The 14,137-nt window shown below is 70.1% G+C and carries 12 protein-coding genes; 1 reads left to right on the forward strand and 11 read right to left on the reverse strand.

All coding sequences use genetic code 11. The features are described 5' to 3' along the window. Positions 1-31: 31 nt before the first annotated feature. The 11 genes from ATK30_RS01400 to ATK30_RS01450 form a co-directional block, all read right to left on the reverse strand. Positions 32-622 carry a sarcosine oxidase subunit gamma gene (locus ATK30_RS01400; protein ID WP_101433904.1) on the reverse strand — a complete coding sequence of 197 codons (591 nt, stop codon included), beginning with the start codon at positions 620-622 and terminating at the stop codon, positions 32-34. Further along, complete coding sequence (locus ATK30_RS01405; RefSeq protein ID WP_101433905.1) at positions 615-3,329, reverse strand: 2Fe-2S iron-sulfur cluster-binding protein; 2,715 nt, start codon at positions 3,327-3,329, stop codon at positions 615-617. Before ATK30_RS01405 ends, ATK30_RS01400 begins: the two co-directional genes overlap by 8 nt. Positions 3,330-3,411: 82 nt before the next feature. Beyond that, a complete protein-coding gene (locus ATK30_RS01410) occupies positions 3,412-3,693 on the reverse strand; it encodes a sarcosine oxidase subunit delta (protein WP_101433906.1) in 282 nt (93 codons plus the stop codon). 11 nt (positions 3,694-3,704) lie between these two features. Continuing rightward, positions 3,705-4,934 carry a sarcosine oxidase subunit beta family protein gene (locus tag ATK30_RS01415; protein WP_101433907.1) on the reverse strand — a complete coding sequence of 410 codons (1,230 nt, stop codon included), beginning with the start codon at positions 4,932-4,934 and terminating at the stop codon, positions 3,705-3,707. After that, positions 4,931-6,229: a serine hydroxymethyltransferase gene (locus ATK30_RS01420; protein ID WP_101433908.1), complete on the reverse strand. Its 1,299-nt coding sequence runs from the start codon at positions 6,227-6,229 to the stop codon at positions 4,931-4,933. Before ATK30_RS01420 ends, ATK30_RS01415 begins: the two co-directional genes overlap by 4 nt. 111 nt (positions 6,230-6,340) lie before the next feature. Next, a complete protein-coding gene (locus tag ATK30_RS01425) occupies positions 6,341-6,967 on the reverse strand; it encodes an MBL fold metallo-hydrolase (protein WP_101433909.1) in 627 nt (208 codons plus the stop codon). Further along, the gene (locus tag ATK30_RS01430; RefSeq protein ID WP_101433910.1) at positions 6,964-8,052 is read right to left on the reverse strand and encodes an S-(hydroxymethyl)mycothiol dehydrogenase; all 1,089 of its coding nucleotides are present in this window, start codon (positions 8,050-8,052) and stop codon (positions 6,964-6,966) included. The genes ATK30_RS01425 and ATK30_RS01430 overlap by 4 nt, the downstream gene beginning before the upstream one ends. 14 nt (positions 8,053-8,066) lie before the next feature. Continuing rightward, the gene (locus tag ATK30_RS01435; protein WP_101433911.1) at positions 8,067-10,352 is read right to left on the reverse strand and encodes an FdhF/YdeP family oxidoreductase; all 2,286 of its coding nucleotides are present in this window, start codon (positions 10,350-10,352) and stop codon (positions 8,067-8,069) included. A 37-nt stretch (positions 10,353-10,389) separates the two neighbouring features. Beyond that, on the reverse strand, positions 10,390-11,523 hold the full coding sequence (locus ATK30_RS01440; protein WP_101433912.1) for an aromatic ring-hydroxylating oxygenase subunit alpha: 1,134 nt from the start codon (positions 11,521-11,523) through the stop codon (positions 10,390-10,392). 39 nt (positions 11,524-11,562) lie between these two features. Continuing rightward, positions 11,563-12,738, reverse strand: coding sequence for an NAD(P)/FAD-dependent oxidoreductase (locus tag ATK30_RS01445; protein WP_101433913.1), 1,176 nt, complete (start codon positions 12,736-12,738; stop codon positions 11,563-11,565). Next, positions 12,738-13,079, reverse strand: a complete 342-nt coding sequence (locus tag ATK30_RS01450) for a bifunctional 3-phenylpropionate/cinnamic acid dioxygenase ferredoxin subunit (RefSeq protein WP_101433914.1) — start codon at positions 13,077-13,079, stop codon at positions 12,738-12,740. The genes ATK30_RS01445 and ATK30_RS01450 overlap by 1 nt, the downstream gene beginning before the upstream one ends. Before the next feature lie 122 nt (positions 13,080-13,201). Between ATK30_RS01450 and ATK30_RS01455 the strand changes: the two genes are divergently transcribed. Next, positions 13,202-13,966, forward strand: a complete 765-nt coding sequence (locus ATK30_RS01455; RefSeq protein WP_101433915.1) for an IclR family transcriptional regulator — start codon at positions 13,202-13,204, stop codon at positions 13,964-13,966. The last annotated feature ends 171 nt before the right edge of the window (positions 13,967-14,137 follow it).

Here is a 14,137-nt window from a genome sequence, read left to right on the forward strand (position 1 = left end):
CCTGAAGGGGACGGCCGCTGCGGGAAAAGTGCTAGGGGGCGCGGAATTCCTCGGCCGCGTCGAGCAGCCATTCGGCGAGGTAGCCGGCGAAGGACGGCCGGACGAAGAGCCGCAGGTCGTCCTTGCCGAGGGCGAGCAGCAGCACGCCGGCCTGGCCGACGGCGGTCTGCGCGCAGGCGCCGGCGGGGAACTTCGCCGGCCGCAGGTCGAGCGAGCAGCCGAAGGACAGCAGCTCCCGCGCCTTGGCCCCGCGCAACCGCAGGCTGGTCCGTTGCGCGGACACGTCGACGACCGCGCCGTCGTAGGCGGACACGACCCAGCTCAAGTCTTCCTCGAGCTCGTGCGGCAGCGCGTTCGCGTCCGTCACCAGCCATTCGTCGGGACCGAGCCACACCAGCTGGCCTTGACCGGTCGGGGTCCAGGTGTTCGGTTCGGTCGGCAACGCCGCGCCCAGCACCCGGCCCAGCGCCGCGAGGCCGCACCCGTCCGGGTCGACACGGACATCGACGGCGGCCACCGGATTCTCGGCGTCGACAGTGCAGCCGGCGATCTCGTCGCCGAGCGCATCGAGGGCGGGCTGCCAGGCGGTGAGCGGGTGGGTGCGATACAGGACGTCAGCCATCGCGGCGGGCTCCTTCCGGGTCGACCAGCACGGTGCTGCCGATTTCGGCCTCGACGAGGACGCCGCCGACCGGGACGTGCACGACGTCCCCGACGCGGGCGCGTCCGTTCTTCACCAGGGCGAGCGCGAACGGCCGGCCCAGCTCCGCGCTGCGGTAGCTGGAGGTGACGTGTCCGAGCATCGGCACCGGCGGGTCGGGCAGCTTCCCGTCCGGGCAGCGTTCCACGATCTGCGATCCCTCCGGCAGCCGCGTGCTGCGGTCGGTGGGCAGCAGCGACACGAACTGCTTGCGCAGCGGATTGTGGTTCTCCGGCCGGGAAAACGAGCGTTTGCCGATGAAGTCTTCCTTCTTCTTCGACACCGCCCAGCTCATGCCGAGATCCTGCGGGCTGACCGTGCCGTCGGTGTCCTGGCCGATGATCGGGTAGCCCTTCTCCGCGCGCAGGACGTGCATGGTTTCCGTGCCGTAGGGCGTGATTCCGTACTGCTCCCCGGCCGCCAGCAGCCGCTCCCACAACGCCGGCGCGTACCAGGAGTTGACGTTCACTTCCCACGCCAGCTCGCCGGAGAACGAGATCCGCGCCAGCCGCACCGGCACTCCGTCCAGCACGGTGTCCTGCCAGGACATGAACGGGAACGCGTCGTTGGAAACGTCGACGTCCGGGAACACTTCGGCGAGCACGTCGCGCGAACGCGGCCCGACGACCGGGAACACCGACCAGTGCTCGGTGACCGACGCCAGATACACCTTCAGGTCGGTCCACTCGGTCTGGAGCCACTCCTCCATCCAGTCCAGCACGGCCGCCGCGCCGCCGGTGGTCGTGGTGACCAGATACCTGTTCTCCGCGATGCGCAGGACAGTGCCGTCGTCGAGCAACATGCCGTCGTTGCCGCACATGACGCCGTAGCGGACCCGGCCGACCTTCAGCGTGCTCATCATGTTCGTGTAGAGCCGGTCGAGGAACTCGCCCGCGTCCGGTCCTTGCACGTCGATCTTGCCGAGGGTGGACCCGTCGAGCATGCCGACCCCGCCGCGGACCGCGGCGCACTCGCGCAGCACCGCGGCGTCCATGTCCTCGCCCGGCTGCGGGTAGTAGCGGGCCCGCTTCCACTGGCCGACGTCCTCGAACACCGCTCCGGCCTCGAGGTGCCAGTCGTGCAGCGAGGTGACCCGTTCCGGGTCGAACAGGCTGCCGCGCTCGCGTCCGGCCAGCGCCGCGAAGGCGACCGGCGTGTACGGCGGTCGGAACGTGGTCGTACCGAGTTCCTCGATCGGGCGGCCGAGCAGTTCGGCAGTGATGCCCGAGGCGAGCACGCCGGACGTCTTGCCTTGGTCGTGGGCGGTGCCGATCGTGGTGTAGCGCTTGACGTGTTCCACCGAACGCAGCCCCGCGCCGACCGCGCGCCGGATGTCGGCGACGGTCGCGTCGCGCTGGATGTCCACGAACTGCCGTGCCGGATCGCCGTCGGTGCGCCAGAGGATCTTGGTCGGAGTGGCTGAGTCGAAGTCCCCGTTCGCGGCCCCGATCACAGCGACCCCGGGCAGCGGAGCGGCCGGGCGGAACGCGCCGAGTGCCGCGTCATAAGCCAGCGCGCCCTTGATGTGGCTGAACAAATGCACGGTCGGATTCCAGCCGCCCGAGACCAGCAGCGTGTCCGCGGGCAGCCGCACCCGTCCGTCCGGGGTCGTGGCGAGCACCGCGGAGACCCGGGTGCCGCCTTCGGTTCCGGTGACCACAGTGGACGGATGCACGGTCACGCCGTGCGCGTTCGCCCGCGCCTCTTCCTCGCGCGGCAGCGTGTCGCGCGCGTCCAGGACGGTCACGTGCGCCCCGGCGCCGGCGAGGTCGACCGCCGCCGCGTAGGCACGGTCGTCGCTGGTGAACACGACGACCTCGCGGCCGACGAGAACGCCGTAGCGGTGCAGGAAGTCCCGCGCCGAGGAAGCGAGCATGATCCCGGGCCGGTCGTTGTCCTCGAACACGATCGGCCGTTCGTGCGCGCCCGTCGCGACGACGACGTGCTGCGCGCGGATCCGGTGGACCCGCTGCCGGGCGCCCGCCGCGTCCGGTCCGAGATGGTCGGTGCGCCGCTCCAGCGCGAGGACGAATCCGTCGTCGTACTGGCCGAACGCCGTGGTGCGCTGCAGGTGCAGCACGTCCGGGTTCGCCGCCAGTTCGGCCACGACGTCTTCGACGAACTCCGGTGCCGGTTTGCCGTCCAGTTGTTCAGTACCGGTCAGCATTCCGCCGGGTGTAGCGCGGTCGTCGACCAGCACCACGCTCTGCCCCGTTCGCGCGGCTGACCGGGCGGCGTGCAGCCCGGCCGGTCCGGCGCCGATCACGAGGGTGTCGGTGTGGGTGTGCTTGCGGTCGTACCGCGCGGTGTCGGCGATCTCGGCCAGCCGCCCCTGCCCGGGCACGCCACGCGCGACGAGTCCGTCGACCAGTTCCACGACCGACGCCTGCAGCATCGGTTCGGGGAACGGCTCCTCGATCTGCACCAGGCCGGTCGGGTCCTCGGTCCACGCCGCGCCGATCCCGCGCGGTCGGCCGAATTTCACGCTGGTCCCGAGGCGATGCACGCCGTTGGCCAGCAATGCCGACGCGAGCGTGTCGCCGGGATGCCCGGTGTAGCTGCGGCCGTCGAAGGTGAACGTGAGCGTCTTGCTCCGGTCGACGCGGCCGTAGCCGTTGACTCGGCTCATGCCGTCGCCTCCTTGAGGAGTTTCACGCTGGCTGTCCGGGAGGCGACAGCATGAATGGCGATGATTCGCTGGCAAGCGGCGCTCATGCGGTCACCTCCGGGCGCGGTTCGCCGATCCGATACGTGGCAAGGAATGCGTAGCTGCGGGTGTCGCGGACGGCGTTGAACCATTTGCGGCACCCGGTCGCGTGGCTCCAGCGTTCGGCGAACGGGCCCTTGGGGTTGTCGCGGTAGAACACGAACTCGGCCCATTCCTGGTCGGACAGGTCCGCGGGCCGGGCGGGATAGGCGACCTCGGCCTGTCCGCCGTAGTGGAATTCGGTTTCCTCGCGCGGCCCGCACCACGGGCAGCGAATCAGTTGCATGGCAAGTCCTCTCAGTGCGCGACGGCTGCGGCGCCGTGCTCGTCGACGAGCGCACCGGTGGCGAAACGGTCGAGGCCGAACGGCGCGACGTACGGATGCGGCTCGCCGTGTGCGACGGTGTGCGCGAAGCACCAGCCCAGTCCCGGCGTCGCCTTGAACCCGCCGGTTCCCCACCCGGCGTTGACGAACACGTTCTCGTACGGCGTGTGCCCGACGATCGGCGACGCGTCCGGCGTGACGTCCACGATCCCGGCCCACGACCGCAGCAGATGCGCACGCGCGAACACCGGGAACAGCTCCACCGCCGCGGCCATCTGCCGCTCGATGATGTGGAACGCGCCGCGCTGGCCGTAGCCGTTGTAGGAATCCACGCCCGCGCCCATCACCAGCTCGCCCTTGTGCGCCTGCGAAACGTAGACGTGCACCGCGTTCGACATCACGATCGTCGGATGCACCGGCTCCAGCAGCTCGGACACCAGCGCCTGCAAGGGATGCGACTGCAACGGCGACCGCACGCCGAGCTGGTCGAGCAGCACCGAGGTGTGCCCGGCCGCGCACAACGCGACCGTCCCGCACCCGATGTCGCCGCGGCTGGTCCGCACGCCGGTGACGCGGTCGCCGTCCACGGTGAACCCGGTGACCTCGCAGTCCTGGATCAAGTCGATCCCGGCCTCGTCGGCGCGGGTGGCGAAACCCCAGGCGACGTAGTCGTGTTTCGCGATTCCCGCGCGCGGCTGATACGTCGCGCCCTGCACCGGATACCGGATGTCGCCGGACACGTTCACGATCGGGCAGATCTTCGCGACCTCGTCCGGCCCCAGCCATTCCGCGTCGACGCCGTTGAGCTTGTTCGCCTCGACCCGGCGGACGGAGTCGCGCACGTCCTGCTCGGTGTGCGCGAGGTTCAGCACGCCGCGCTGGGAGAACAGGATCGGGTAGCCGAGGTCGTCCTCGAGCCCTTCCCACAGCTTCAGCGCGTGCTCGTAGATCGCCGCCGACTCGTCCCACAGGTAGTTCGAGCGGATCAGCGTCGTGTTGCGGGCCATGTTCCCGCCCGCGAGCCAGCCGCGCTCCAGCACCGCGACATTCGTGATGCCGTGGTTCTTGGCCAGGTAGTAGGCGGTCGCCAGGCCGTGCCCGCCGCCGCCCACGATCACGACGTCGTAGGTCTTCTCCGGTTCCGGGTTGCGCCACAGGAAATCCGGGTGCTCGGGCAGGTGCGCACCGGGTGCGACGGTCATGCGACCACCTCCGGGTAGAGCGGGTGCCGCTCGGCCAGTGCCGAGACGCGCGCGGCCAACGCGTCCAATTCGGACTCTCCGGTCTCCGGCCGCAAGGCCAGCGCGATCACGTCGGCCACCTCCGCGAAATCCTCGGCGCCGAACCCGCGCGCGGCCAGCGCCGGCGTCCCGATCCGGACGCCCGAGGACACCATTGGCGGCCTCGGGTCGAACGGGACCGCGTTGCGGTTCACCGTGATTCCCGCGCGGTGCAGCCGATCCTCCGCCTGCTGACCGTCCAATGCGGACTCCCGCAGGTCGACGAGGACCAGATGCACGTCCGTCCCGCCGGAGACCACCCCGACGTTCTCCTCCGCCAGCAGCCGCTCGGCCAGGATCTTCGCCCCGGCCAGCGTCCGCTCCTGCCGTTCCCGGAAAGCGGGCTCCCCGGCGAGCTTGAACGCGACCGCCTTCGCCGCGATCACGTGCTCCAGCGGACCGCCCTGCTGCCCCGGGAACACGCTCGAGTTCAGCTTCTTGCCCAGGTCCGCCGTCGCCAGCACGACGCCGCCGCGCGGGCCGCCGAGGGTCTTGTGCGTCGTCGAGGTCACCACGTGCGCGTGCGGCACCGGCGACGGATGCAGGCCCGCCGCCACCAGCCCCGCGAAATGCGCCATGTCGACCATCAAGTACGCCCCGACCTCGTCGGCGATCCGGCGGAACTCCGCGAAGTCCAGCTGCCGCGGATACGCCGACCACCCCGCGACGATCAGCTTCGGCTGGTGTTCCTTCGCCAGCCGTTCCACCTCCGCCATGTCGACGAGGTGGTCGCTCTCCCGCACGTGGTACGGCACGGGGGTGAAGTACTTGCCCGAGAACGTCAACCGCATCCCGTGCGTCAGATGCCCGCCGTGCGCGAGGTCCAGGCCCAGGAACGTCTCGCCCGGCTTCAGCAGCGCGTTCAGCACCGCCGAATTGGCCTGCGCGCCCGAATGCGGCTGCACGTTCGCGAACTCCGCGCCGAACAGCGCCTTCGCCCGGTCGATCGCCAGCTGCTCGACCTCGTCGACGTGCTCGCAGCCGCCGTAGTACCGGCGGCCCGGGTAGCCCTCGGCGTATTTGTTGGTCAGCACCGAGCCCTGCGCCTGCATCACGCTGAGCGGCGCGAAGTTCTCGCTCGCGATCATTTCCAGCGTCCGCCGCTGCCGGCCCAGCTCCCGGCCGACCGCCGCGTGCACCTCGGGATCCGCTTGAGCCAGCGGAAGCCCCAGCACCTGAGCGGCGCTGCTCTCCTGACGATCGACCGTGACGGACATGCGGCAGTCCCCGATTCCTTCGTAGTAGACGATTGATATATCAGATAAGGGTCAGGCTAAGTCGGCGAGGAGAGCCGGGTCAAGAGCCGTTCCGGGGCGGTTTCCGGGTGATCAGTGCCCGCGCGCGAGCCATTCCGCGAGATGCGGGGCTTCGGCGCCGATCGTGGTGCTTTCGCCGTGGCCGGTGCGCACTGCCGTGTCCTCGGGCAGGGTCAGCAACGTGTCCCGGATCGAGGCGATGATGGTGTCGAAGCTGGAAAACGACCGGCCAGTGGCGCCGGGGCCGCCCTGGAACAGAGTGTCGCCAGTGAACACGGTCTTGAGCTCCGGTGCGTACAGGCTCGTCGAGCCGGGCGAATGCCCTGGCGTGACGAACGCCCGCAGGTCGATCCCGCCCGCGGTCAGCACTTCTCCGTCCCGGAGTTCCCCGTCGGGCCGGCGATCCGGATGGGTCAGCGCCCACAGCGGCGCTTCGTCGGGATGCAGCAGAATCGGCGCGCCGAAGGTGTCCGCCAGCACCGGTGCCTGGCCGATGTGGTCGTCGTGCCCGTGAGTGCACACGATGGCGACGACCCGCCGGTCCCCCACCTGTTCCGCGATCGCCTTCGCGTCGTGCGCCGGGTCGAGGACCAGGACCTCCCGGTCGTCGCCGATCAGCCAGACGTTGTTGTCGACGTCCCAGGTGCCGCCGTCCAGCGAGAAGGTGCCGGAGGTGACGAGGTGCTCGATCGGGTTCACAGGACCACCACCGAGCGCAGCACGTTCCCCTGCCGCATCTTCTCGAACGCGTCCTCGACGGAGTCCAGCGCGATCTCCTCGGAGACGAACTTGTCCAGCGGCAACCGGCCCTGCAGGTGGAGGTCGACCATCGCCGGGAAGTCGCGTTCCGGAAGGCAGTCGCCGTACCAGGAGGATTTCAGCGCGCCGCCGCGGGAGAAGTACTCGATCAGCGGAAGTTCCGGTGCCGTCATCTCCGGCGTCGGCACGCCGACCAGGACGACGGTGCCGGCCAGGTCCCGGGCGCGGAAGGCCTGTTTCCACGTCTCCGGCCGGCCCACCGCGTCGATCACGACGTCCGCGCCGAAGCCGCCGGTATAGCCGACGATCGCCTCGACCGCGTCGAGATCCCGGGCGTCGACGGTGTGCGTCGCGCCGAATTCCTTGGCCTTGTCCAGTTTCCGGGGATCCCGGTCGACGGCGATCACCGTCGTGGCTCCGGCCAGGACCGCACCGGCGATCGCCGCGTCGCCGACCCCGCCGCAGCCGATGACCGCGACCGAATCGCCGCGGCCGACCCCGCCGGTGTTGATCGCCGCGCCGAGACCGGCCATCACCCCGCAGCCGAGCAGGCCGGCGACCTGGGGCGGGATCCGCGGATTCACCTTCGTGCACTGCCCGGCCGCGACGAGCGTCTTCTCCGCGAACGCCCCGATGCCCAGCGCCGGGCTCAGCTCCTGCCCCGACAGCAAGGTCATCTTCTGCTTCCCGTTGTGCGTGTCGAAGCAATACTGGGGTTTGCCCTTGCGGCACGCGCGGCACTGCCCGCACACCGCGCGCCAGTTCAGGATCACGAAGTCGCCGGGGGCCACGTCGGTCACGCCTTCGCCGACCGATTCCACCGTCCCGGCGGCCTCGTGTCCGAGGAGAAAGGGAAACTCGTCGTTGATGCCGCCTTCGCGGTAGTGCAGGTCGGTGTGGCAGACCCCGCAGGCCTGGACGCGCACCACCGCCTCTCCCGGGCCCGGGTCCGGCACGACGATCGTCTCGACCGACACCGGTTTGCCTTCGGCGAGGGCGACGACGCCCTGAACGTGCTGTGCCATGGTGCACCTGCTCCTTACTCGACGGGTCGAACGGGTTCGAGCCGGACCACGACCGACTTGGACGTCGGCGTGCCGGACTCCAGGGCTTGCGAATCGAGCGGGACGAGCGGATTGGTCTCCGGGTAGTACGCGGCGGCGCACCCCTTCGGCGTGTCGTAGGCGACGAGGCGGAACCGCGGCGCCCGGCGTTCGCCGTCCGGCCACTCCGAGACCAGGTCGACGTGGTCTCCGTCGCGCAACCCCAGCTCGCGCAGGTCCGCCTCGTTCACGAAGACCACCCGGCGTCCGGAGCGGATGCCCCGGTAGCGGTCGTCCAGCCCGTAAACGGTGGTGTTGAACTGGTCGTGGCTGCGCAGCGTCTGGAGGATGAGCCGGCCCTCCGGCACGGTCAGCACCTCGAGCGGGCTGACCGTGAACACCGCTTTGCCTTCGGGGGTGGGAAAGGTCCGCGTGTCGCGCGGCGGATGCGGAAGCGTGAAAGCGGCGTGCCGGCTGATTTTCTCTTCGTATCCTTCGCAGCCGGGCACCACGCGGCCGATGCGCTCGCGGATCCGCGCGTAATCGGCGGCGAATTCCGGCCACGGAATGCCGTACCGGTCGCCGAGCGCGGCGTATGCCATTCCGCAGACGATCGCCACCTCCGACCGCAGCAGCGGCGCGGCCGGTTTCGCCCGCCCGCGGGACGCGTGGACGACCGACATTGAGTCTTCGACGGTGACCCGCTGCACGATGCCGCCGGTGTGGTCCTGTTCGGTGCGGCCGAGCGCGGGCAGGATCAGGGCGTCCTTGCCCGCGGCAAGGTGGCTCCGGTTCAGCTTGGTGGAGATCTGCACAGTCAGCGCGGCGGACCGCAGAGCCGCTTCGGTGACCGCGGTGTCGGACATCGCCTCGGCGAAGTTGCCGCCCAGCCCGACAAACACCTTCGCGCGCCCGTCCCGGAGCGCGCGCACCGCGTCGGCGGCGTCGTGCCCGTGCTCGCGCGGCGGCTCGAAGCCGAACTCCGCACCCAGTGCGTCCAAAAAGGACTCCGGAGGCTTTTCCCAGATGCCCATCGTGCGGTCGCCCTGGACGTTGGAATGGCCGCGCACCGGACACAGCCCGGCACCGGGCTTGCCGATCATTCCGCGCATCAGGGCGACGTTCACGATCTCGCCCACGGTGGCGACCGCGTTGCGGTGCTGGGTGATCCCCATCGCCCAGCAGTGCACGGTGCGCTGAGACTCGGCCATCATCGCCGCGGCCGCTTCGATCTCCTCGCGAGCCAACCCAGTGGCGGCGACGACCTCGTCCCAGTCGACGCCGCGGACGTGCTTTTCCCAGGCTTCCCAGCCGGTGGTCGACTGCCGGACGAACTCGCGGTCGACGATCGTGCCGGGATTCGCGTCCTCGGCCTCCAGCAGCAGCCGGGCGACGCCGCGCCACAGGGCCAGGTCGCCGTTCGACCGGATCCGCAGATACCGGTCGGCGAGGCCGGTGCCGATCGTCAGCCCCCGCGGGGTCTGCGGATTGTTGAACTTGAGCAGCCCGGCCTCGCGCAGCGGGTTGACCGCGAGGATCTTGGCGCCGTTGCGCTTGGCCTTTTCCAGCGCGGACAGCATCCGCGGGTGGTTCGTGCCCGGGTTCTGGCCGGAGATCACGATCAAGTCGGCCTCGTGCAGGTCCTGGAGGGTCACCGTGCCCTTGCCGACGCCGATCGTGCGGGCGAGGCCGACGGACGTCGACTCGTGGCACATGTTCGAGCAGTCCGGCAGGTTGTTGGTGCCGAATGCGCGGGCGAACAGCTGATAGACGAACGCGGCTTCATTCGAGGCCCGGCCGGACGTGTAGAAGAGCGCCTCGTCCTGGGACTCGAGTGCACGCAAATGCTCGCCCACGAGCGCGAACGCGTCAGCCCAGGAGATCGGCTCGTAGTGGTCGGCACCGTCCCGGCGCACCATCGGGTGCGCCAGCCGGCCCTGGCTTTCCAGCCAGTACCCGCTCCGGCCGGCCAGCTCGGAGATCGAATGCCGGGCGAAGAAGTCCGGGCCGACGGTGTCGCGCTGCCCCTCCCACGAGACAGCTTTCGCGCCGTTCTCGCAGAACTCCGCGGTGTGCCGGCCCTCCAGCGGATCCGGCCACGCGCAGGACATGCAGTCGAATCCGTCGACCTGGTTGAGCGACAACAGGTTCTTCGCCGATTTCGCCGGCCCCATCTGGGCCAGCGCGCGGCGGAGCGAAACCCGGACCGCCTTCAGCCCCGCCGCGTGCGTCGCCGGCGGGCGGACTGTCAATCCGGCTTCTTCGGGGTATTCGTCGGACACCGTCGACCTCGGACCTCTCCGTGTTTCCCGCTCGCCGTCAGCTGATCGCCGCGGCGGCCCAGTCCCGGAACTCGCCGATGTGGTGCTCGGACGGGACGAGCACGCCGCCCTTGGCGTAGGCCTTCGAGGACATCGCCGGCTGGCACCGTTCGCAGGCGTCGAAGTCCTGCTGGTTCACCCGGTGGAAGAGCTCGACCGAATGCGCCAGGTCCGCGCCGCTGTCGACGACCTCCTGCGGGTACAGCCAGTCGCATTCGACGATCGTGCGGTCGACCGCCATCGGGTACATCCGGTGGAAGATCACGTGGTCGGGCACCAGGTTGATGAACACCTGCGGGTTGACGGTGATCGCGTAGTAGCGGCGGTCGTGGTTCTCGCCGACGCCGGACAGGGTGTCGAAGCCGGCCCGGCCGTCGACGGTGAACCCGGCGACCTCGTCTCCGAATTCCGCGCCGTGGCCCACGTAGTACTGCGCCGCGTACCCGTCGGCGAACTCCGGCAGGACCTCGGTGAGCTCCGGGTGGATCGTCGCGCAGTGATAGCACTCCATGAAGTTCTCGACGATCAGCTTCCAGTTCGCCTTGACGTCGTAGACGATCCGGCGGCCGACGACGAGGGTGTCGATGCCCCAGCCGTCGATCGCCGCCGGGTCCCCCAGCCGGGCGGTCACCGCGCCCTGCACCGTCTCCTCGAAGGAAGGCGGCTCGTCGGCGAGGCACACCCAGGCAGTGCCGAGCCATTCCCGCAGCGCGACCGGGATCAGCCCGTATTCCTTCCGGTCCACGTCCGCCATCGAGTTGAGATTCGGCGCGGCGACGAGCGAACCGTCGAGCCCGTAGGTCCACGCGTGGTAGGGGCACTGCAGGTTCCGGCGGACGCTGCCGGAGTCCTCCACGCACAACTGGGCACCGCGGTGGCGGCAGACGTTGAGGAAGGCGCGCAGAGCGCCGTCGCGGCCGCGCACGAGCAGCACGCTTTCGCCGCCGACGTCGACCTTCCGGAAATTCCCGGCGGTCGGCAGGTCCGAACCGCGCGCGACCGCGAACCAGTGCGCTTGGAAGATCCGCGACTGTTCGAGTTCGAAGATCGCGGGATCGGTGTAGTGCGCGCCCGGCAGCGTCGGGATGAGGCTCGACCCGGTCTGCTCCGGGCGGGTTTCGACAGAGCTCATGTGCGGTCCTTCTGTGCGTGGGAGAAGAGTTCGGGGGGTTCAGAGCCGTGCCGCGCGCGGGGCGGCCAGCTGCCGGCGCCAGCGCCCGAACGAGCGGACCCGGCCGATGGCCAGCACCGCGACCGGATCGCCGTCCCGATCGCGGTAGAGCGCGAGGAAATCGAAGGAGTCCGGGTCGCCTTCGACCACTTCGACCCGCGCGGCGCGGCCGCGGTGCCCGGCGAACTGGATGCGGTGGCCGTACTGATCCGACCAGAAATAGGGCACTTCGTGATGCGCCGGCGCGGTGTGCTCCTGACCGAGGAGGGCGGCGGCCGCGGCGGACGGTTGCTGCACCGCATTGGTCCAGTGTTCGAGCCGCGTCGCCGCACCGATCAGCGTCCGGTGCGACTTCGCGCAGTCGCCGACCGCGAACACGCCGGGGACGGAGGTAGCGCCGCGGGCGTCGGTGACCACCCCGTCGTCGAGCTCGAGTCCGGAGCCGGCGAGCCACTCCACCTGGGGTGCCGCACCGATGCCGAGGAGCACCACGTCCGCCGGCAACTCGGTGCCATCGGTCAGCCGGACGCCGGTCGCCTGCGGAGACCCCGTCACCTCGGCCAGACCGGCACCGGTGCGCAGCCGGACGCCCCGGGTGGCGTGGAGCCGGGCGCACACCGCGCCCATCTCCGCGCCCAGCGGCTTCTCCAGCGGGACCGGGGCGGCCTCGACCACATCGACCTCGACGCCGAGCGCGGCTGCGGTCGACGCCACCTCCGAGCCAATGAAGCCGGCGCCGATGACCACGAGCCGGGCACCGGGAACCAGCGCCTTGCGCAAGGCGAGCGCGTCGTCGAACGTCCGGAGAGTGTGGACTCCGTCGGGCACCGGGCCCGGCAGTTCGCGCGCCCGTGCCCCGGTCGCCACGACGACGCCGTCCGAGACGATGCGCTCGCCGCCCTCGAGAACGACCGCCCGCTCGGCGGCGTCGAGCGAAACGGCCCGGCAGCCGAGCCGCCACTCCGCTGCAAGCGACTCGTCTTCCGGAGTCGCCAGCGCCAGGTCGGCCTCGGAGGCGGTGCCGGCGAGGAATTCCTTCGACAGCGGCGGCCGGTCGTACGGGGCGTGCGGTTCGTCCCCGACGACGACGAGCCGTCCTTCGAACCCCTTGTCCCGCAACGCCCTCGCCGCGCTGAGACCGGCGAGCGAGGCGCCGACGATGGTCACCGCACGCATCAGACGGCCTCGGCCACGAGCGTTCCGGCGGCCGGCGCGGTGGCGGGCACGTTCACATAGAGCAGGCCGTCGGACACGACCACCTCGTGGGTCCGCACCGGCCGGCGCGCCGGCGGCCCGCTCGGCACACCGGTCCGCAAGTCGAAACACGCTGCGTGCAAAGGACATTCGACCGCGCACCCCTCGACCCAGCCGTCCGAAAGGGACGCGTCCTGATGGGTGCACGTGTCGTCGATCGCGTAGAACTCGCCCTCGACGTTGAAGACCGCGATCGGGACCTCGGCCTCGATCCGGACGGACTCTCCGTCGGGGAGGTCGGACACCGCGCCGGCACAGATCATCGCTCGACTCCTGTTGCGTATTGCGGAACGCGTGACACTATCCGCAACACACGATGAGGCAGCCGCCCCCATCCGTCAACGATGGATTTCCTGCTTCGCCCACCCGGACGAGGAGTTGCGCAATGAACAACACCGAGCCGCGCTCGACCACCCAGGCCGTCGAAAGAGCACTGTCGATCCTGGTGCTGCTGGCCCGGAACGGGCCGTCCCGACTGACCGATCTGGCCCGCGAAATAGGCGTGCACAAGTCGACCGCGTCGCGGATGATGTCGGCGCTCGAACGGTTCCGGCTCGTCGAGCAGACCGGGAACCGGGGCCGGTACCGGCTCGGCTTCGGGATCGTCCGGCTCGCCGGGGCGACTGCCACGCAACTGGACATCGCGCGCGAAAGCCGCCCGGTCTGCGTCCGCCTCGCCGCCGAACTCCGCGGCACCGTGAGCCTGAGCGTCCGGGAAGCAGACGGCGTCACCGCCGTCGTCCAAGAGCCGGAGACGGAACGCAACTGGATCGGCCTGCGCGCGCCGCTGCACGCGACCGCGAGCGGGAAAGTCCTGCTCGCCAGTTTCGGCTTCGAAGAACTCGGCGAAATGCTCGAGCGGCCGCGCGAACGCTTCACCCCGCACACCATCACCGCACCCGGCGTGCTGCTCGCCGATCTGAACCGGACGCGCGACCGCGGCTGGGCGGCGACGAGCGGGGAACTCGAACCGGACCTCAACTCGGTCGCCGTCGCGGTGCGCGGACCAGGCGGCCGGATCGTCGGCGCGCTCAGCGTGTCAGCCGGAAAAACATCCTTGCGCCCCAGGGATTTCCGCGAGGTCGCGCGAATTCTCGCCGACGGCGCCGAAGAGATCCTCGAGCGCCTCCACCGCTTCGCGGACGCCTGATCCGAACCCGCCGGTAACCCCACTGTCCTCAATGGACGCTTCGCGGACGCCCTTGACCAGCCGTGACACACCTAATAGCGTCAATAGATATATCAGCCGCCTCATGACTCAAGGACGATCATGAATCCCTGCCGCTGCACGCCGCCCGAATCCATGACCGGCCGAACGGAG

Source organism: Amycolatopsis echigonensis (genome assembly GCF_002846615.1).
Classification (GTDB): Bacteria; Actinomycetota; Actinomycetes; order Mycobacteriales; family Pseudonocardiaceae; genus Amycolatopsis; species Amycolatopsis echigonensis.

Excerpts from the sequence above, each read along its gene's own strand:
- ATK30_RS01400 (WP_101433904.1), bottom strand. The coding sequence starts at position 622 with ATGGCTGACGTCCTGTATCGCACCCACCCGCTCACCGCCTGGCAGCCC.
- ATK30_RS01405 (WP_101433905.1), bottom strand. The coding sequence starts at position 3,329 with ATGAGCCGAGTCAACGGCTACGGCCGCGTCGACCGGAGCAAGACGCTC.
- ATK30_RS01410 (WP_101433906.1), bottom strand. The coding sequence starts at position 3,693 with ATGCAACTGATTCGCTGCCCGTGGTGCGGGCCGCGCGAGGAAACCGAA.
- ATK30_RS01415 (WP_101433907.1), bottom strand. The coding sequence starts at position 4,934 with ATGACCGTCGCACCCGGTGCGCACCTGCCCGAGCACCCGGATTTCCTG.
- ATK30_RS01420 (WP_101433908.1), bottom strand. The coding sequence starts at position 6,229 with ATGTCCGTCACGGTCGATCGTCAGGAGAGCAGCGCCGCTCAGGTGCTG.
- ATK30_RS01430 (WP_101433910.1), bottom strand. The coding sequence starts at position 8,052 with ATGGCACAGCACGTTCAGGGCGTCGTCGCCCTCGCCGAAGGCAAACCG.
- ATK30_RS01440 (WP_101433912.1), bottom strand. The coding sequence starts at position 11,523 with ATGAGCTCTGTCGAAACCCGCCCGGAGCAGACCGGGTCGAGCCTCATC.
- ATK30_RS01445 (WP_101433913.1), bottom strand. The coding sequence starts at position 12,738 with ATGCGTGCGGTGACCATCGTCGGCGCCTCGCTCGCCGGTCTCAGCGCG.
- ATK30_RS01450 (WP_101433914.1), bottom strand. The coding sequence starts at position 13,079 with ATGATCTGTGCCGGCGCGGTGTCCGACCTCCCCGACGGAGAGTCCGTC.
- ATK30_RS01455 (WP_101433915.1), top strand. The coding sequence starts at position 13,202 with ATGAACAACACCGAGCCGCGCTCGACCACCCAGGCCGTCGAAAGAGCA.